Here is a 20,027-nt window from a genome sequence, read left to right on the forward strand (position 1 = left end):
CGGCCCCGGCCTCCCGGCCCCGGCCTCCCGGCCCCGGCCTCCCGGCCCCGGCCTCCCGGCCCCGGCCTCCCGGCCCCGGCCTCCCGGCCCCGGCCTCCCGGCCCCGGCCTGGCTGGCCTGCCCGCCCGGTCCGGCCCGCCTGCCCGCCCGGTCCGGCCCGCCTGCCCGGGGCGGGACCGGCAGGTTGGGGCGGTGGCCCTCCGGAGGGTCTCCTCGTCCTCGCGCCTGCGGGCACCGCATGACGCGGAGGGCGGTTGCGCGCTCGTCCTGCGGGACCCTCCTGCGGACCCCCGCCCCGGGCCGCCTTGTGCGGCGGGCCGGGTCGGGCCGGCGCGGGCCCGGGTCGGGGAGGGAAAGGGGCTCACCGGCCGGGCGGGGCCGGATGGCCCTGTAGATTCGTCCTACCGCACCCGTATGCCGCAAGGAGCCCCAACATGACCCAGCGCACCCTCGTCATCCTCAAGCCCGACGCCGTCCGTCGCGGCCTGATCGGCGAGATCATCGGCCGTATCGAGCGGAAGGCCGGCTGGACCATTCCCGCACTGGAGCTGCGCACGCTGGGCCAGGAGACCCTTGAGGCCCACTACGGCGAGCACAAGGGCAAGCCGTTCTACGAGCCCCTGATGGGCTTCATGGCGAGCGGTCCCGTCGTCGTCCTGGTGGTGGAAGGGGAACGCGCGATCGAGGGTGTCCGCCGGCTGGCCGGACCCACCGACCCGATCGCCGCGGCGCCCGGCTCCATCCGGGGGGACTTCGGCAGCATCGTGCGTGAGAACCTCATCCACGCCTCGGACTCCGAGGAGTCCGCGGAGCGCGAGCTGAAGCTGTTCTTCCCCGCTCTCTGAGCCCTCATTCCTGACGAGACATCAGCCAAATAGCGCTCTCGACCTGGGGCGACCGAAGTAATTTCGGTCGCCCTTCGGTATTCCGGAGCGGAAGCGGGAACGCCTGGGCAAGACCCGTCGTCACACCTAAGGGGGCGGGTTTCCGATCCGGCGGGATTGCCGGAGTCCCGTCGCGCGGTCTCCGTACTCGCGGCACTACGATGGGGCCTCCACCCACACACCCACCTCGCCGACCTGACAGCAGCCGCTATCAACTGGAAGGCCAGACGCTCCTCATGGGGAACAAGGGGAACAACATGTCGTTCATCGGCCGTGACATGGCGATCGACCTCGGGACCGCCAACACGCTGGTGTACGTGAGGGGCCGGGGGATCGTTCTGAACGAGCCGTCCGTGGTCGCCATCAACACGAACACCGGCGGCATCCTGGCGGTCGGCTCCGAGGCGAAGAAGATGATCGGGCGCACGCCCGGCAACATCGTCGCCGTACGGCCCCTCAAGGACGGCGTGATCGCCGACTTCGAGATCACGGAGCGGATGCTCCGCTACTTCATCCTCAAGATCCACAAGCGCCGCTACCTGGCCCGTCCGCGCGTCGTGGTCTGCGTTCCCTCCGGCATCACGGGAGTCGAGCGCCGCGCCGTCATCGAGGCGTCCACGCAGGCCGGCGCCCGCCAGGTGCACATCATCGAAGAGCCCATGGCCGCCGCCATCGGCTCGGGCCTGCCCGTCCACGAGGCCACCGGCAACATGGTCGTGGACATCGGCGGCGGCACCACCGAGGTGGCCGTCATCTCCCTCGGCGGAATCGTCACGGCACAGTCCATCCGGGTGGCCGGCGACGAGCTCGACAACGCGATCATCCAGCACATCAAGAAGGAGTACTCGCTCCTCCTCGGTGAGCGGACCGCCGAACAGATCAAGATCACCATCGGGTCGGCGTACGACCTCGACAAGGACGAGCACACCGAGATCCGCGGCCGGGACCTGGTCTCCGGCCTCCCGAAGACGGTCGTGATCTCCGCCGCCGAGGTCCGCAAGGCGATCGAGGAGCCCGTCAACGCCATCGTCGACGCCGTCAAGACCACCCTCGACAAGTGCCCGCCGGAGCTCTCCGGCGACATCATGGACCGGGGCATCGTCCTGACCGGCGGAGGCGCCCTGCTGCGCGGCCTCGACGAGCGGCTGCGCCGCGAGACGGGCATGCCGATCCACATCGCCGAGGACCCGCTCGACTCCGTGGCACTCGGCTCGGGCAAGTGCGTCGAGGAGTTCGAGGCCCTCCAGCAGGTCCTGGACGCCCAGCCCCGTCGCTGACCCGTCGTCGATCCGTCTCGGAAACACGCCCCTCCCCTGCCGGAGGGACCATGCGGAACACACAGGGATCCGCCGTACGGGTGCTACCGGGCCCGTGCGGCGGATCGTTGATATACAGGCAAAAGAGAATTCCGACGAGGAAGGCACGGCCGCCGCACGTGAGGGACACACGAGAGAGCCGGCTGCTCCTGGTGCTTCTGATCGCCATCGCGTTCGCACTGATCACGGTGGACATCAGGGCAGGCGAGGAGTCACCGGTCGACGGTGCCCGACAGGCCGCCGCGGCGGTCTTCGGACCCGTCGAGAAGGGCGTGGCGACGGCCGTCGACCCGGTCGCCAACGCCATAGGGGCCGTACGGGACTCCGGGAGCCGCCACAACCGCATCGCCACGCTGGAGCGGGAGAACGCGGCCCTGAAGGCCAAGCTCGGCAGCGACGACCAGACCCGCAGCCGCATCCGCGAACTCGACGAGATGCTCAAGCGCGCCGGAGCCGGACAGTACGGCATCAAGGGCGCCGAGGTCATCGCCATAGGAGCGGCCCAGGGCTTCTCCTGGACCGTCACCATCGACGCCGGCAGCAAGGACGGCATCGAGCGCGACATGACCGTCCTCAACGGGGACGGCCTCGTCGGCCGCGTCACCACCGTCGGCCCCGACACCGCCACCGTCGTCCTCGCCAACGACCCCGACTTCACCGTCGGCACCCGGCTGGAGAAGACCGGCGAACTCGGCTTCGCCACCGGCCAGGGCGACCGCGCCCTGTCCGTCCAGATGCTCAACGGCAAGGCCAAGATCGGCCCCGGCGACCGGCTCGTCACCTTCGGCTCGCGCGGCAACAAGCCCTTCGTGCCCGGCGTGCCGATCGGCGAGGTCGTCAAGGTCGACGACGCCCGCGGCGACCTGACCCGCACCGTCTGGGTGCGTCCGTTCGTCGGCTTCTCGCGCCTGGACATCGTCGGCGTCGTCGTGATGCCGCCGCGCGAGGACCCGCGCGACGCCGTCCTGCCGCCCAAGCCCGAAGCCCCCAAGCCCACCCCGACCGTCACCGTCACGGTCACCCCGTCGGCGAACGCCACCGGCAAGCCGGCCGACGAGTAGGAGCAGCCCCCATGCCCTTCAACCGGATCCTGCTCTCCGCCACCCTCGTCGTGGTGGCCCTCGTCGTCCAGGTCTCCGTCCTGGGCCGGCTCCAACTGCCCGGCGCCGTGCCCGACCTGGTGCTGCTGACCGTCGTCGCCCTCGCACTCGTGTACGGGCACGTCAGCGGCGCGCTCATCGGCTTCACCGCGGGCCTCCTCGCCGACCTCGCCCCGCCCGCCGACCACGCCGCCGGGCGGTACGCGCTCGTCCTGTGCGTCATCGGCTACCTGGTCGGGCTGGTCCGCCCCGACAGCGGGCGGTTCCGCTCCGCCTGGGGCCCCATGCTCACCGTCGTGGCCGCCGCGATCGGCTCCACCCTCCTCTACGCCGGCGTCGGCGCGCTCGTCGGCGACACCGCCGCCCGCCACGTGGGCCTGGTCGGACTGCTGTTCACCGCGACCCTCTACGACCTGCTGCTCGCGCCGTTCACGGTGCCGTTCATCATGGCCCTGGCCCGGCGCGCCGAGAGCGACCCGATGGCCGTCGAGGCCGGCGGAGGCCCCGCCAACAAGGCCGCCGACGTCTCCGCCGGCTGGCTGGCCGGCGGCACCGGCCTGCGCATCGGCAGCCAGCGCGGCGGCCTGCGCCTGAAGACCGCGCGCTTCCGTGCCGACAAGGCCGTCCGGATAAAGGGAGTCAAGGCAGCCAAGGGCGTGAAGAGCATCAGAAAGCTGTAGGGAGGAGCAGGCGTGACGAACATTCCCGAGACCGGCCGCACCTCCCGCGTGCAGATCCGGCTCATCATGATCCAGGTGCTCGTCTTCTCCATGTTCATCACCCTCGGCGGGCGCCTCTGGTACCTCCAGATCCGCAACGGCGACGAGTACTACCACGAGGCGAAGAGCAACCACGTGCAGCGGGTCGTCCGGCCCGCCGTGCGCGGACAGGTCCTCGACGCCCGCGGGGTCGCGCTCGCCGACAACGAGACCCGCCTGGTCGTCTCGGCCAGCCGCACCGCCCTGATGAAGATGCAGGACAAGGGCAAGGGCGTCATGACCCGCCTCGCCGGCGTCCTCGACATGACTCCCAAGGCGGTCATGGACAAGGTCCGGCTCTGCGACTCCCAGACCCCCAAGCCCTGCTGGAACGGTTCCCCCTACCAGCCGATCCCCGTCACCCTCGAAGCCACCACCCAGCAGGCCCTGACGATCCGCGAACGCCCCGAGGACTTCCCCGGCATCACCGCCGAACCCACCGCCGTGCGCCGCTACCCGGCGCCCGGCGGGGCCCGCACCTCCCAGGTGCTCGGCTACCTCTCGCCCGTCACCGACGACGAGATCCAGAAGGCCAAGGACACCGACTCGCCCCACCTGCGCTCCGACCAGGTCGGGCGCTCCGGGATCGAACGCACCTACGACCGACAGCTGCGCGGCAAGGCGATGGTCACCTCCTACGAGGTCGACAACCTCGGCCGGGTCATGCACCAGACCCAGTCCGACTACGGCGTCCCCGGCTCCACCCTCGTCACCAGCATCGACGCCCGGGTCCAGGCCGTCGCCGAATTCGAGCTCCAGCAGGCGATGAAGACCGTCCGCCACGAGGTCGACAACATCACCAACCGCCCGTACGAGGCCGACTCGGGCGCCGTCGTCGTCATGGAGGCCAAGACCGGCCGCGTCGTCGCCATGGCCTCCCAGCCCGACTACGACCCCAACGCCTGGGTCGGCGGCATCAACGCCAAGGACTACGCCAACCTCACCAGCAAGGGCTCCAACTACCCGCTGCTCAACCGGGCCATCCAGGGCCAGGCCCCCGCCGGCTCCATCTTCAAGGTGGTCTCCGCGAGCGCCGCCGTCCGGGCCGGCTACGACTTCGACGGCAAGTACAACTGCAGCGCCTCCTACGACATGGGCGGCCGCAGCTTCGCGAACTTCGAGTCCAAGGGCCACGGCCCCATCACCCTCGGCGAGGCCCTCAAGTTCTCCTGCAACACCGTCTTCTACGCCCTCGGGCACAAGGAATGGAAGAAGGACGGCGGCCTCACCCCCAAGAAGGACGCCCACGACTGGTTCTACCGGACCGCCCGCGAATTCGGACTCGGCGCCGAGACCCACATCGACCTGCCGAACGAGGTCACCGGCCGCATCCCCGACCGCCGGTGGAAGCAGAACTTCTGGAAGGCCAACAAGGGCGCCTGGTGCAAGCAGGGCAAGAAGGGCGGCACCTACGTCGAGCAGATCGCCTACGAGAGCTGCCTCGAAGGCAACCAGCTGAAGGCCTACGACAGCATCAACTTCGCCATCGGCCAGGGCGACGTGCTCGTCACCCCCATCCAGATGGCCACCGCCTACGCCGCCATCAGCAACGGCGGCACCCTCTACAACCCCACCGTCGGCAAGGCCGTGATCAGCGCCAACGGCAAGCAGGTCGAGATGATCCAGCCCCAGTCCCACGGCCGGCTGCCGATCGACGCGAAGACCATCGCCGACCTCGACAAGGGCCTGCGCATGGTCGTCGAGCCCGGCGGCACCGCCGCCTGGCGGTTCACCGGCTGGCCCATGGACAAGGTCCCGATGCACGCCAAGACGGGCACCGCCCAGGTCTACGGCAAGCAGACCACCTCCTGGCTGGCGACGTACACCAAGGACTTCGTCATCGTCATGACGATCTCCCAGGGCGGCACCGGCTCCGGAGCCTCCGGCCCCGCCGTCCGCAACATCTACAACGCGATGTACGGCTTCGACATGGAGGGCAAGCCGGACCCGAAGAAGGCCCTGCTGCCCCGCCCCGAGGCCCAGCTCCCCAAGATCCGCCCCGACGGCTCCATCGACGCCCCCGAGATCCGGCCGTACGTGCCGCCGTCCCCGGAGGTACCGGAACCGCCCGCACTCGCCGGGCCGCCTGCCGCGCGCCCCGCACGGCCAGACTGAGGACCGAAAGACATGCAGACCGCCAACAAGTTCTCCGTCTCGCGGTACGCGCCCGAGCGCGGGGCGCTGGCCAAGCTCACCGCCCGCGACTCCGTCGTGCGCCGGCTCGACTGGCCGATACTCCTGTCCTCCGTCGCCCTGTCCTTCATCGGCGCCCTGCTGGTGTGGTCGGCGACCCGCAACAGGACCACCCTGAACCAGGGAGACCCGTACTACTTCCTGGCCCGGCACGCCCTGAACACCGGCATCGGCCTCGTGCTGATGATCGGCACGATCTGGCTCGGCCACCGCACCCTGCGCGGCGCCGTGCCGATCCTCTACGGGATCTCGCTCCTGCTGATCCTCGCCGTGCTCACCCCGCTCGGCGCCACCATCAACGGTGCCCACGCGTGGATCGTGATCGGCGGCGGGTTCTCCCTCCAGCCCTCCGAGTTCGTGAAGATCACGATCATCCTGGTCATGGCGGTGCTGCTGGCCGCCCGGGTGGACGCGGGCGACCTCGTCCACCCCGACCACCGCACCGTCGTCAAGGCGCTCTGCCTGGCCGCCGCCCCGATGGGCATCGTCATGCTGATGCCCGACCTCGGCTCCGTGATGGTCATGGTCGTCATCGTGCTCGGCGTCCTGCTCGCCTCCGGCGCCTCCAACCGCTGGGTGCTCGGCCTGATCGGCGCCGGCGCGGCCGGCGCCATCCTGATCTGGCAGCTCGGCGTCCTCGACGAGTACCAGATCAACCGCTTCGCCGCCTTCGCCAACCCCGAGCTCGACCCCGCCGGCGTCGGCTACAACACCAACCAGGCACGCATCGCGATCGGCTCCGGCGGGCTGCTGGGCTCGGGTCTCTTCAAGGGCTCGCAGACCACCGGCCAGTTCGTCCCCGAGCAGCAGACCGACTTCGTCTTCACCGTCGCGGGGGAGGAGCTGGGCTTCGTCGGGGCCGGGCTGATTCTCGTACTCCTCGGCGTCATCCTCTGGCGCGCCTGCATGATCGCCCGCGAGACCACCGAGCTGTACGGGACGATCGTGTGCGCCGGGATCATCGCCTGGTTCGCCTTCCAGTCCTTCGAGAACATCGGCATGACCCTCGGGATCATGCCCGTGGCCGGGCTCCCACTGCCGTTCGTCTCCTACGGAGGGTCCTCGATGTTCGCCGTGTGGGTGGCCATCGGACTACTCCAATCGATCAAGGTGCAACGGCCCCTGTCGGCCTGACCTTCCCTGACCCGCCCTGATCCGGCCTGACCCGCCCTGATCCGGCCCGATCCGCCTCGATCCGGACCGATCCGGACCCGATGTCGCCCGAATCCGCCGTTCACCCTGCCGACGTGATCCGTTCAGGACTACGGTCGATCCATGGTGGACACGAAGCGCGAGATCGAGCGGAAATTCGAGTTCTCTAAGGCCAAGAACGCCCGGCGCGGGGTGCCGGACCTGACGGGGACGGCCGCCATCGCGGCCGTCACCGACCAGGGCACCGTCGACCTCGACGCCGTCTACTACGACACTCCCGACCAGCGGCTCGCCGCCGACGGACTCACCCTGCGCCGCCGCACCGGCGGCGCCGACGAGGGCTGGCACCTCAAACTGCCCGTCTCCCCGGGCGTGCGCGACGAGGTCGCCGCCCCCCTCGGCGACACCATCCCGCGCCCGCTCGCGGCCCTGCTGCGCTCCCGCGTACGCGACTCCGACCTGGAACCGCAGGTCAGGCTCCTCTCCTCGCGCAAGGTCAGCCACCTCCTCGACGCCGACGGGGCCCTGCTCGCCGAACTGAGCACCGACCAGGTCCGCGCCGAGCGCGGCGAGACCGCCGTCGCCTGGACCGAGGTCGAGGTGGAACTCGCCGACGGCATCGACCCCGCACTGCTCGACGCCGTCGAGGAAACCTTCCGCAAGGGCGGACTGAAGGTCTCCGACGCCCCCTCGAAGCTCGCCCGCGCCCTCACCGAGACCGGCACCGCACCCCCCGCCCGACCCGCCGCCACCGCCGAAGACGACACGGCCGGCGCGCACGTGCTCGCGTACCTGCGCGAACAGAGGGACGCCCTGATCGCCCAGGACCCGGCCGTCCGCCGCAACCTCCCGGACTCCGTCCACCAGATGCGCGTCGCCTCCCGCCGCATGCGCAGCGCCTTCAAGACCCACCACAAGGTCCTCGACCGCGCCGCCACCGACCCCATCGGCGAGGAGCTGCGCTGGCTCGCCGGCGAACTCGGCGTCGACCGCGACCAGGAAGTACTGCTGGAGCGCATCCGTACCCGCCTCGACGAACTCCCGCGCACCCTGCAGCTCGGCCCCGTCCGCGCCCGGCTGCGCGTCTGGAACACCGCCCGCCGCTCGGCGTCGCGCCGCCGGGCCGTCGCCGTGCTCGACACCCCGCGCTACCTGGCCCTGCTCGACACCGTGGACGCCCTGCTGACCGAGCCGCCGCTGCGGGGGCGCGCCGCCGACCCCGCCCCGAAGGTGCTGTCCAAGGCGATCCTGCGCGACTACGAACGGCTCGCCGGCCGGGTCGACTCCGCCCTCGCCCTGGAACCCGGGCACGAGCGGGACCTCGCCCTGCACCAGGCCCGCAAGGCGGCCAAGCGCGCCCGCTACGCGGCGGAGGCAGCGGTACCCGCCCTCGGCAAACCGGCCGAGCGCATGGCCAAGGCCGTCAAGAAGGTCCAGGGCCTGCTCGGAGACCACCAGGACGGCGTGGTCGCCCGCGAGGCCCTGCGCGGCATCGGCGCCCAGGCGGCGGGCGGCGGCGAGTCGGCCTTCACCTGGGGCGTGCTGTACGCCCGCGAGGAGACCCTGGCCGAGCAGCGGGAGCGGGAACTGCCCGACGTGTGGGCCGCCGCCTCGAAGCCGGGGCTGCGGGCCGCCCTGAGGTGATCATGTGAGTGGGGGCGGCTGGGGCTCGGGGTACGCTAGATAGCTGCCCCCTGCCCGCTTCACGAAAGTCGCGTGATGGCCGAGTCGGTCTTCCCTCAGCTTGAGGCCCTGCTTCCGCATGTGCAGAAGCCCATTCAGTACGTCGGCGGTGAACTCAACTCCACCGTGAAGCCGTGGGAGTCCTGCGACGTCCGCTGGGCTCTCATGTACCCGGACGCGTACGAAGTCGGGCTGCCCAACCAGGGCGTCATGATCCTCTACGAAGTGCTCAACGAGCGCGAGGGCGTGCTCGCGGAGCGCACCTACAGCGTCTGGCCCGACCTCGAAGAACTGATGCGCAAGCACAACGTGCCGCAGTTCACCGTGGACAGCCACCGCCCCGTCTCGGCCTTCGACGTGTTCGGCCTGTCCTTCTCCACGGAGCTGGGCTACACGAACATGCTCGCGGCCCTGGACCTCGCGGGCATCCCGCTGGAGGCCAGGAACCGTACGGTCGACCACCCGATCGTCCTCGCGGGCGGCCACGCGGCCTTCAACCCCGAGCCGATCGCGGAGTTCATCGACTGCGCGGTCATCGGCGACGGCGAGCAGGCCGTGCTCGACATGACCGAGATCATCCGCACCTGGAAGGCCGAGGGGCGGCCGGGCGGGCGCGAGGAAGTCCTCTTCCGGCTGGCCAAGACCGGCCAGGTCTATGTGCCGGGCTTCTACGACGTCGACTACCTCCCGGACGGCCGCATCGCGCGCGTCGCCCCGAACAAGTCCGGCGTCCCCTACCGCGTGTCCAAGCACACGGTCATGGACCTCGACGAGTGGCCTTACCCCAAGCAGCCGCTGGTCCCGCTCGCCGAGACCGTCCACGAGCGGATGTCCGTGGAGATCTTCCGCGGCTGCACCCGCGGCTGCCGTTTCTGCCAGGCCGGCATGATCACGCGCCCCGTGCGGGAGCGAAGCATCACCGGCATCGGCGAGATGGTGGAGCGGGGTCTGAAGGCCACCGGCTTCGAAGAGGTGGGCCTGCTCTCCCTCTCCTCCGCGGACCACACCGAGATCGCGGACATCGCCAAGGGCCTCGCGGACCGCTACACGGACGACAAGGTGGGCCTGTCCCTCCCGTCGACCCGCGTGGACGCGTTCAACGTGGACCTCGCGAACGAGCTGACCCGCAACGGCCGCCGGTCGGGCCTCACCTTCGCCCCCGAGGGCGGCTCCGAGCGCATGCGCAAGGTCATCAACAAGATGGTCTCGGAAGAGGACCTGATCCGCACCGTCGCCACCGCCTACGGCAACGGCTGGCGCCAGGTGAAGCTGTACTTCATGTGCGGCCTGCCGACCGAGACCGACGAGGACGTGCTCCAGATCGGCGACATGGCGGTCAACGTCATCGCCAAGGGCCGCGAGGTCTCCGGCCAGAACGACATCCGCTGCACCGTCTCCATCGGCGGTTTCGTCCCCAAGCCGCACACCCCCTTCCAGTGGGCCCCGCAGCTGTCGGCCGAGGAGACGGACGCCCGCCTGGGCAAGCTCCGCGACAAGATCCGCGGCGACAAGAAGTACGGCCGCTCCATCGGCTTCCGCTACCACGACGGCAAGCCGGGCATCGTCGAGGGCCTCCTCTCCCGCGGCGACCGCCGCATCGGCGACGTGATCCGCGCGGTGTACGAGTCGGGCGGCCGCTTCGACGGCTGGCGCGAGCACTTCTCGTACGACCGCTGGATGGAGGCGGCGGAGAAGACGCTGCCCGCGTACGGCGTGGACGTGGCCTGGTACACGACGCGCGAGCGCACCTACGAGGAGGTCCTGCCCTGGGACCACCTGGACTCCGGTCTCGACAAGGACTGGCTCTGGGAGGACTGGCAGGACGCCCTCGACGAGACCGAGGTCGACGACTGCCGCTGGACCCCGTGCTTCGACTGTGGCGTCTGTCCTCAGATGCAGACCGAGATCCAGATCGGCCCCACCGGCAAGAAGCTGCTGCCGCTGACGGTCGTGAAGTAACCCTTGGGTCACGACAGGCCCCCGCCCGCAACGGGTGGGGGCCTTCGTCGTGTCCTTCACGGCATGGAACCGGACAAGCGGCACCCCGTCGGCGACGGTGAGGGCGGTGACGGGTGCCTGGTGGGTGTCATCAGGATCCCCGTGAAGGTCGTCGCCGTACTCGTCGTGCTGCCCGTACGAGTGGTTTGGGAACTCCTCGTCGCCGGCGGCCGGGCCCTGCGCCGGCACGTCCTCGGGCCGTTGTACGCGCACGTCGTCGAGCCGGTGCTGCGCGGGCTGGGATGGCTGCTGGGCACCCTGCTCAAGCTGGTGTTCGTGTGGCCGTGGGTCGGGCTGTGGCGATACGTGCTCGTGCCCGTCGGGCAGGGCGTCGCGTGGCTGTGCCGCGGCACGTACGACCACCTGCTCGCGCCGGCCGGGCGGTTCCTGGGCGCCTACGTGTTCGGTCCGCTGGGGAAGGCGTTGGCCTGGCTGGGCCGGGGCGGCATGAGGTACCTGCTCGCACCGCTCGCCAAGGGGGTCGCCTGGGTCGGGTGGGTGCTGGGCATGGCGCTGTTCGTGTGGCCGTGGGTCGGGCTGTGGCGGTACGTGCTCGTGCCGGTCGGGCAGGCGATCGGATGGCTGGCCGCCGCCGCCTACCGGTACGTGCTCGTGCCAGTCGGGCAGGGGCTGGTTTGGCTGGTGCTGGCGGTCTACCAGTACGTGTTCACCCCGATCGGGCACGGTCTCGTATGGCTGGTCGTGGCCCTGTTCCGGTATGCGCTGCGGCCCGTCGGGCTGGGGATCGCGTGGCTGGTCGTGGCGCTGTACCGGTACGTGCTGCGGCCGGTGGGGATCGCCGTCGGGTGGGTGGCAGGCGTCCTGTACCGGTACGTGCTCACCCCGCTCGGGCAGGTGCTCGCCTGGGCCTGGCACGTGGCCGGGGTCATCGTCGGGGCCCTGTGGCGCGGGCTCAAGTGGGTGGGGTGGGTGTTCGTCGGGTGGCCCGCGTCCTGGGTGTACCGGCACGTGCTCACCCCCGTCGGGCACGCCGTGCGGGAGGTGTGGCGGACCGGGCGGCAGGCGGTGCGCGAAGTGTGGGCCGTCGGGCGGCAGGCGGTTCGCGAGGTGCGGGCCGGTGTGCGGCAGGCGCTCTTCGGTACTCCTCCCCGGGAACCGGCGAGGTCACGGGCGCGTACTCTGGGTAGTACGACAGCCGCCGACGCGGCACCTGCTGCCGAGATCTCCCTGCGCAAACGCCAGGGGTGAGCCGCAGCGGGTCGACAGACCTCAGGGCGACGCGCGAGCCGCGGAGCCCCGCACAAGGAGAAGAACCACTGGGCAAGCGACAGCCCGAAGGCCCGCCTCCCGCACCGGTGGTGCAGCGCATCCGACTGCGCTACACCAAGCGCGGCCGCCTCCGGTTCACCAGCCACCGTGACTTCCAGCGCGCGTTCGAGCGGGCCCTGCGCCGCGCGGAGGTGCCGATGGCGTACTCGGCCGGCTTCACCCCGCACCCGCGCGTCTCGTACGCGAACGCCGCGCCCACCGGCACCGGCAGCGAGGCCGAGTACCTGGAGATCGGTCTCGCCGAGGCCCGCGACCCCGAGAAGCTCCGTGAGCTCCTCGACGAGTCGATGCCCGTCGGCCTCGACATCATCGACGCCGTGGAGGCCCGCACCTCCGGCCTCGCCGACCGGCTGACCGCCTCCGTGTGGGAGCTGCGCCTGGACGGCGTGGAGCCCGCCGATGCCGAGCGGGCCGTGGAGGCCTTCCTCGCCGCCGAGACGGTGGAGGTGCAGCGCCGCACCAAGAACGGCATGCGGACCTTCGACACCCGTGGTGCCGTGGTGAGTCTCGAGGCGCTTCCTGCCGCTGGTGATAGGCCCCTGGACAATGCCTGTGCGATACTGCGGCTGGTTGTTCGGCATTTGACACCTGCCGTGCGACCCGACGACGTCCTGTCCGGTCTCCGAGCTGTGGCCGACCTGGCGCCGCCGGTCCCCTCTGCGGTGACCAGGCTGGCGCAGGGGCTCTTCGACGAGGAGTCCGGCACGGTGACCGACCCGCTCGCGCCCGACCGCGAGGCTGTCACGGCCGCCCCACCCACGGCCGCCGTAGCCGCCGACGCGAAGGCGCCGGAAGGTCCCGCCGCGTAGGGATCGTCGTCGTAGCGCAGCCCTGGCACTCGGGAGCCACCTGGGCCGGGCCGCGCACAGACCTGAAGACTTCCGCCAGGCCGTACGGAGAATACGTACGGAACCGGCGGCCATGAACTGAGCTCCCGTGTGGCGAACGCGCCCCGGAGGCCGGTTCCGCGTACATCGCGCGGGCCGTGCCGGACCGGATGTCAGCCGCGGCGCCCGGGAGCGTGACGGGAGAACCGCCCGCAATGCTCAACAACGAAAACGACACCACCAACAACAGCCCGAGCGACAACCTGCCCCCGCGCAGGCGTCGCCGCGCCGCTTCCCGGCCCGCCGGTCCGCCCGGTGGGACCACCGCCGAGACGACTCCGGTGACCGAGGCCGCGCCGGCCGCTCCCGCCCCCGAGGCCACTCCGGACGCCGCCCCCGCCCGTCCCCGCCGCCGCGCGACCCGCGCCGTGGCCGCGCCGGTCACCGAGGCCGCGCCGATCGTGGTGGAGACCCCCGCCGCCCCCGTGGCCGAGGAGCCCGCCGCTCCCGCGCCGCGTACCCGCCGCCGCGCCACCCGTGCCGCCGCCGCGCCCGAGGCCCCGGCCGCCGAGGCCGCCCCCGTGGTCGAGGCCGCCCCCGCGGTCGAGGAAGAGGCTCCGGCCGCTCCCGCCCCCCGTACCCGCCGTCGCGCGACCCGCGCCGTGGCCGCGCCGGTCACCGAGGCCGCCCCGGCCGTGGAGACCGCCCCCGCCGTCGTGGAGGAGCCCGCCGCCGAGGAGCCGGTCGCCGAGGAGCCCGCTGCTCCCGCGCCGCGTGCCCGCCGCCGTGCGACCCGCGCCGTGGCCGCGCCGGTCACCGAGGCCGCGCCGATCACCGAGGCCGCCCCGGCCGTCGAGGTCGAGGAGCCCGCCGCCGAGGAGCCGGTCGCCGCCGTCGCCGAGGAGCCCGCCGCTCCGGCCCCGCGCACTCGCCGCCGCGCGACCCGCGCCGCCACCGCCCCGGAGGCTCCGGCCGCCGAGGCCGAGCCCGCCGCCCCGGCCCCCGTCGCGGAGGAGGCCCCCAAGGCCGCCACCCGGACCTTCACCGTCGCCGACGCGCTGGACTCCCCGAAGCGCGGCGGCCGCCGTCGCGCCACCCGTTCCACCACCGCGGCCGCCCCCGCGCAGCCCGCCGCCCAGCCCGCCGAGAGCGCCGAGCCCGTCGCGCCGGCCCGGGCTTCCCGCCGCGCCGCGCGTCCCGCCGTGGCCACCTTCCAGGCCCCGGTCTTCGCCGAGCCGATGTTCCAGACGCCGGAGACCGCCGCCATGGCCGCGGCCGCCGCGCGTGCCGCCGCCCCGGCCGAGGAGCTCGAGGAGGAGGAGCTGGAGGCCGAGGTCGTCGAGGCCGAGGTCGCCCCCGCCCCGCAGCCTGCCGGCCGTCGCCGCCGCCGCGGCCGTGGCGCCGCCGAGGCCGCGCCCGTCGCCGAGACCGCGCCGGTCTCCCTGCCCGAGGTGCTCGCGGAGGAGGAGCCGGAGGCAGAGCTGGAGGAAGAGGCCGCCGAGTTCGAAGAGGGCGACGAGTCGGGCGAGCGCCCGTCGCGCCGTCGCCGTCGCGGTGGCCGTCGCCGCCGCCGTGGCGAGGCCGCGGAGCTCGACGAGGCCGCCGAGGAAGAGGCCGAGGCGGAGGCCGCCGAGCAGGAGGCCGAGGGCGAGGAAGAGGGCGCCGAGTTCGACGAGGCCGAGGATGCCGCTCTCGGTTCCAGCTCCAGCCGGCGCCGTCGTCGCCGTCGCCGTCGCAGCGGTGAGCCCGCCGACATCACCGCCGAGGCGGGCGACGAGGACGGCGTGCGTACCGTCGTCAAGGTCCGCGAGCCCCGCCCGGCCCGCAAGGAGGCCGAGCCGTCCGACGAGGTCCAGTCCATCAAGGGCTCGACCCGCCTGGAGGCGAAGAAGCAGCGCCGCCGCGAGGGCCGCGAGCAGGGCCGTCGCCGCGTGCCGATCATCACCGAGGCCGAATTCCTGGCCCGCCGTGAGGCCGTCGAGCGCGTGATGGTCGTCCGCCAGTCCGGTGAGCGCACCCAGATCGGCGTCCTGGAAGACAACGTGCTCGTCGAGCACTACGTCAACAAGGAAGAGGCCACCTCGTACGTCGGCAACGTCTACCTGGGCAAGGTCCAGAACGTGCTGCCGTCGATGGAGGCCGCCTTCATCGACATCGGCAAGGGCCGCAACGCCGTCCTGTACGCCGGTGAGGTCAACTTCGAGGCGCTCGGCATGGCCAACGGGCCGCGCCGCATCGAGTCCGCCCTGAAGTCCGGCCAGTCGGTCCTGGTGCAGGTCACCAAGGACCCGATCGGTCACAAGGGCGCCCGCCTGACCAGCCAGGTCTCGCTGCCCGGCCGCTACCTGGTCTACGTGCCCGAGGGCTCGATGACCGGCATCAGCCGCAAGCTGCCCGACACCGAGCGCGCGCGTCTGAAGACCATCCTCAAGAAGATCGTCCCCGAGGACGCGGGCGTCATCGTGCGCACCGCCGCCGAGGGCGCGAGCGAGGACGAGCTGCGCCGCGACGTCGAGCGTCTGCAGGCCCAGTGGGAGGACATCCAGAAGAAGTCGAAGCAGATCACGACGTCGTCGCCGAGCCTGCTGTACGGCGAGCCGGACATGACCGTCCGCGTCGTGCGCGACATCTTCAACGAGGACTTCTCCAAGGTCATCGTCAGCGGTGACACCGCCTGGGAGACCATCCACGGCTACGTCTCGCACGTGGCCCCGGACCTGGCCGACCGGCTGTCGCGCTGGACCTCCGAGGTGGACGTCTTCGCGACGTACCGGATCGACGAGCAGCTCGCCAAGGCGCTCGACCGCAAGGTGTGGCTGCCCTCGGGCGGTTCGCTTGTGATCGACAAGACCGAGGCGATGATCGTCATCGACGTCAACACCGGCAAGTTCACCGGTCAGGGCGGCAACCTCGAGGAGACCGTCACCAGGAACAACCTGGAGGCGGCCGAGGAGATCGTGCGCCAGCTGCGGCTGCGCGACCTCGGTGGCATCGTCGTCATCGACTTCATCGACATGGTCCTGGAGTCCAACCGCGACCTGGTCCTGCGGCGCATGCTGGAGTGCCTGGGCCGTGACCGTACGAAGCACCAGGTCGCCGAGGTGACCTCGCTGGGCCTGGTCCAGATGACCCGCAAGCGGGTGGGCCAGGGTCTGCTGGAGTCCTTCTCCGAGACCTGCGTCCACTGCAACGGCCGCGGTGTGATCGTGCACATGGAGAGCCCGACCTCGATCGGTGGCGGCGGCAACGGCGGCAAGCGCGCCAAGCGTCGCGGCGGCCGGGCGGAGTCCGACCACCACGAGCACGAGCACGAGGTGGTCGAGACCGTCGAGGCTGAGGGCTTCGAGACCGAGGCCGAGGTGGCCGCGGAGATCGCGGCGCCGGTGGCGCTGCCCGAGCCGGAGTTCGTCGCGGGCGAGGAGCTGTACGGCAGCCCGGCCGAGGCGGAGGCGGCGGCGGGCCTGAGCGGCCGTCGCAACCGGCGCCGTGCGACCCGCAAGGCGACCGCTCCGGCGGGTGCCCCGCGCGGTGCGGTCGTCCCGACCCCGGCGCCCGTGGCCGAGGCGGCCCCGGTGGCCGAGGCCGAGCCGGTGACCGAGCCCGCCGACACCGTTCTGGAGCCGGCCGCCGAGGTCGTCGCCCAGGTCGAGGTCGAGGCCGAGGCCGAGGTCGTCGCGGAGCCGGTGGTGGAGGAGGCCCCCAAGGGTCGGACCCGTCGTCGTGCGACCCGTAAGGCCACCGCCCCGGCGGGTGCCCCGGCCCCCGCGGCCGAGGTGGCCCCGGAGGCCGAGGCCGAGGCCGAGCCCGAGCCCGAGCCGGTCGTCGAGGCCGTCGTCGAGCCGGAGCCGGTCGTCGCCGAGGCCGTCGTGGAGGCCGAGCCCGTGGTCGAGGCCCCCGTGGCCGAGGCCGCGCCGGCCCGTCCGCGCCGGCGTGCCACCCGTAAGGCCACCGCACCCGCCGGCTCCCCGGCAGGCGCGGCCGAGGCCGCCGTGGTGGTCGTCGAGGCCCCGGTGACCGAGGCGCAGCCGGAGCCGGAGGCCCCGGTCGAGGAGGCCGCCCCGGCGAAGAAGGCCGCCAAGAAGGCTCCGGCCAAGAAGGCGACCGCGGCGAAGAAGGCCACCACCGCCAAGAAGGCGACGGCGGCCAAGAAGACCGTGGCCAAGAAGGCGGCCACGACCAAGAAGACCGTGGCGAAGCGGGCGACGAAGAAGACCGCGGCGGCGGAGCAGCAGACGCCTCCGTCCGTCTCGGCTCCGACCGAAGGCTGACCTGCGGATCCTGTTCCATCCGGCCCCGCCCGGCACCGGAAAGGTGCCGGGCGGGGCCGTTTTCGCACGGCGCCGTGGGACCCGGTTTGACCTCGTCGAGCCGGGGCCCGTAGTCTTGACCGTCGACGTGTCCTGGACGCGTCGCGCTCCTGAGCACCTTCCTCCCGCTGAGCACCACTGCGGGAGAGGCCGCTCGTCCAATCCGGATCAGTTCGGGCTCCGGCCCGCCTGAGCGGCTGGCTTCAGGAGCATCCGTCCCGAGTGAGAGAGAGATCCGCGTGTACGCCATCGTGCGCAGCGGTGGTCGCCAGCACAAGGTTGCTGTCGGCGACATCGTTGAGGTTGACAAGATTTCCACTGCCAAGGTTGGCGACACGGTCGAGCTCTCGACCCTGCTCGTTGTCGACGGCGACGCCGTGACCAGCGACCCGTGGGTCCTGGCCGGCATCAAGGTCACGGCCGAGGTCGTGGACCACCACAAGGGCGCCAAGATCGACATCCTGCGCTACAAGAACAAGACCGGCTACCGCCGTCGCCAGGGTCACCGCCAGCAGTACACGGCGATCAAGGTCACCGGTATCCCCGCGGCTGCGAAGTAAGAGGGACTGAGACATGGCACACAAGAAGGGCGCATCGTCCACCCGGAACGGGCGCGACTCCAATGCCCAGCGGCTCGGCGTGAAGCGCTTCGGCGGTCAGGTCGTTTCCGCCGGCGAGATCCTCGTCCGCCAGCGCGGCACCCACTTCCACCCGGGTTCGGGTGTCGGTCGTGGTGGCGACGACACGCTGTTCGCGCTGCAGGCCGGTTCGGTCCAGTTCGGCACGCACCGTGGCCGCAAGGTCGTGAACATCGTTCCGGCCGCCTGATCTTCTTGATCTAGGCGTTCGCAACACCTTCGAGGGCGGATCTCAGCTCTTCCCGGCGAAAGCCGGGAAGAGAGGTCCGCCCTCGGCGCGTTGTCACATAGACACGTTTAATGGGCAGTGAGCGCGATCCGCTCGGCCCGGGACATTCCCGTATGTATCTGGAGGAACAACCATGACCACCTTCGTGGACCGCGTCGAGCTGCACGTCGCCGCGGGTAACGGAGGCCACGGCTGCGCCTCCGTTCACCGGGAGAAGTTCAAGCCGCTCGGCGGCCCCGACGGCGGCAACGGCGGCCGTGGCGGTGACGTGATCCTGGTGGTGGAGCAGGCGATCACCACCCTGCTGGACTACCACCACAGCCCGCACCGCAAGGCCACCAACGGCAAGCCCGGCGAGGGCGGCAACCGCTCCGGCAAGGACGGCCAGGACCTGATCCTGCCCGTGCCGGACGGCACCGTCGTCCTCGACAAGGAGGGCAACGTCCTCGCCGACCTCGTCGGCCAGGGCACCACCTACGTCGCCGCCGAGGGCGGCCGCGGCGGACTCGGCAACGCCGCGCTCGCCTCCGCCCGCCGCAAGGCCCCCGGCTTCGCGCTCCTCGGCGTCCCCGGCTCCACCGGTGACATCGTCCTGGAGCTCAAGACCGTCGCCGACGTGGCGCTGGTCGGCTTCCCGAGCGCCGGCAAGTCCTCGCTGATCTCGGTGCTCTCCGCCGCCAAGCCGAAGATCGCCGACTACCCGTTCACGACGCTGGTCCCGAACCTGGGCGTCGTCACCGCCGGCTCGACGGTCTACACGATCGCCGACGTCCCCGGTCTGATCCCCGGCGCCAGCCAGGGCAAGGGCCTCGGTCTGGAGTTCCTGCGCCACGTCGAGCGCTGCTCCGTGCTGGTGCACGTCCTGGACACCGCCACCCTGGAGTCCGACCGCGACCCGGTCGGTGACCTCGACGTCATCGAGGAAGAGCTCAAGATCTACGGCGGCGGCCTGGAGAAGCGCCCGCGCCTGGTGGTGCTGAACAAGGTCGACATCCCCGACGGCCAGGACCTCGCGGACATGGTCCGCCCGGACCTGGAGGCCCGCGGCTACAAGGTCTTCGAGGTCTCCGCGGTGGCCCGCACCGGCCTGAAGGAGCTCTCCTACTTCCTCGCCGAGGTCGTCGCCAAGGCCCGCGCCCGCAAGCCCAAGCAGGAGGCGACCCGTATCGTCATCCGCCCGAAGGCCGTGGACGACGCCGGCTTCACCGTCGCCTACGACGAGGCCGAGGACGTGTACGTGGTGCGCGGCGAGAAGCCGGAGCGCTGGGTCCGCCAGACCGACTTCAACAACGACGAGGCCGTGGGCTACCTGGCCGACCGCCTCAACCGCCTCGGTGTCGAGGACGCGCTGAGGAAGGCCGGCGCCCGTGCCGGTGACGGCGTGGCCATCGGCTCCGACGACAACGCGGTCGTCTTCGACTGGGAGCCGACCATGATGGCCGGCGCCGAGATGCTGGGCCGCCGCGGTGAGGACCACCGCATGGAGGCTCCGCGCCCGGCCACCCAGCGCCGCAAGGAGAAGGAAGCCCGTCGCGGGGACACGGCGCAGCAGGAGTACGACGAGTTCCGGCCGTTCTGATCTTGATCGTGGCGTGCGCTACCCGGGCGTAGCTCTGCCTTGAGGTCCTGTTTACCCGGGTCGCCTAGGATCC

At 71.6% G+C, this 20,027-nt stretch carries 14 protein-coding genes; all 14 read left to right on the forward strand.

What is annotated here, in order from left to right; all coding sequences use genetic code 11:
* The first annotated feature begins 434 nt into the window (after positions 1-434).
* The 14 genes from ndk to obgE all read left to right on the forward strand — a co-directional run bounded on the left by ndk (position 435) and on the right by obgE (position 19,954).
* The gene (gene ndk / locus ACIQ5Y_RS15880; RefSeq protein WP_403880082.1) at positions 435-845 is read left to right on the forward strand and encodes a nucleoside-diphosphate kinase; all 411 of its coding nucleotides are present in this window, start codon (positions 435-437) and stop codon (positions 843-845) included.
* A gap of 296 nt (positions 846-1,141) precedes the next feature.
* A complete protein-coding gene (locus tag ACIQ5Y_RS15885) occupies positions 1,142-2,161 on the forward strand; it encodes a rod shape-determining protein (protein ID WP_008738981.1) in 1,020 nt (339 codons plus the stop codon).
* Positions 2,162-2,319: 158 nt separating this feature from the next.
* Positions 2,320-3,261: a rod shape-determining protein MreC gene (mreC, locus tag ACIQ5Y_RS15890; RefSeq protein ID WP_403880084.1), complete on the forward strand. Its 942-nt coding sequence runs from the start codon at positions 2,320-2,322 to the stop codon at positions 3,259-3,261.
* Positions 3,262-3,272: 11 nt separating this feature from the next.
* Positions 3,273-3,980: a rod shape-determining protein MreD gene (gene mreD, locus ACIQ5Y_RS15895; protein WP_403880086.1), complete on the forward strand. Its 708-nt coding sequence runs from the start codon at positions 3,273-3,275 to the stop codon at positions 3,978-3,980.
* A 12-nt stretch (positions 3,981-3,992) separates the two neighbouring features.
* Positions 3,993-6,173 (forward strand): penicillin-binding protein 2, encoded by a 2,181-nt coding sequence (gene mrdA / locus ACIQ5Y_RS15900; protein WP_403880088.1) that lies wholly within the window; start codon positions 3,993-3,995, stop codon positions 6,171-6,173.
* Between the two features lie 12 nt (positions 6,174-6,185).
* Positions 6,186-7,385 carry a rod shape-determining protein RodA gene (gene rodA / locus ACIQ5Y_RS15905; protein ID WP_403880090.1) on the forward strand — a complete coding sequence of 400 codons (1,200 nt, stop codon included), beginning with the start codon at positions 6,186-6,188 and terminating at the stop codon, positions 7,383-7,385.
* 141 nt (positions 7,386-7,526) lie between these two features.
* On the forward strand, positions 7,527-9,047 hold the full coding sequence (locus ACIQ5Y_RS15910) for a CHAD domain-containing protein (protein WP_403880092.1): 1,521 nt from the start codon (positions 7,527-7,529) through the stop codon (positions 9,045-9,047).
* 72 nt (positions 9,048-9,119) lie between these two features.
* A complete protein-coding gene (locus tag ACIQ5Y_RS15915; protein WP_403880094.1) occupies positions 9,120-11,045 on the forward strand; it encodes a TIGR03960 family B12-binding radical SAM protein in 1,926 nt (641 codons plus the stop codon).
* Positions 11,046-11,108: 63 nt separating this feature from the next.
* On the forward strand, positions 11,109-12,293 hold the full coding sequence (locus tag ACIQ5Y_RS15920; protein ID WP_403880096.1) for a hypothetical protein: 1,185 nt from the start codon (positions 11,109-11,111) through the stop codon (positions 12,291-12,293).
* Positions 12,294-12,403: 110 nt separating this feature from the next.
* A complete protein-coding gene (locus tag ACIQ5Y_RS15925) occupies positions 12,404-13,183 on the forward strand; it encodes a TIGR03936 family radical SAM-associated protein (protein WP_403880098.1) in 780 nt (259 codons plus the stop codon).
* 233 nt (positions 13,184-13,416) lie between these two features.
* Complete coding sequence (locus tag ACIQ5Y_RS15930; protein ID WP_403880100.1) at positions 13,417-17,469, forward strand: ribonuclease E/G; 4,053 nt, start codon at positions 13,417-13,419, stop codon at positions 17,467-17,469.
* A gap of 278 nt (positions 17,470-17,747) precedes the next feature.
* A complete protein-coding gene (gene rplU, locus ACIQ5Y_RS15935; protein WP_015033583.1) occupies positions 17,748-18,068 on the forward strand; it encodes a 50S ribosomal protein L21 in 321 nt (106 codons plus the stop codon).
* 13 nt (positions 18,069-18,081) lie between these two features.
* Entirely contained in the window at positions 18,082-18,336 is a 255-nt protein-coding gene (gene rpmA, locus ACIQ5Y_RS15940) for a 50S ribosomal protein L27 (protein ID WP_030840805.1), read from the forward strand.
* A 172-nt stretch (positions 18,337-18,508) separates the two neighbouring features.
* Complete coding sequence (obgE, locus tag ACIQ5Y_RS15945) at positions 18,509-19,954, forward strand: GTPase ObgE (protein ID WP_403880102.1); 1,446 nt, start codon at positions 18,509-18,511, stop codon at positions 19,952-19,954.
* Positions 19,955-20,027 lie beyond the last annotated feature (73 nt).

It is taken from the genome of Streptomyces sp. NPDC096339, assembly GCF_044762985.1.
Lineage (GTDB): Bacteria > Actinomycetota > Actinomycetes > Streptomycetales > Streptomycetaceae > Streptomyces.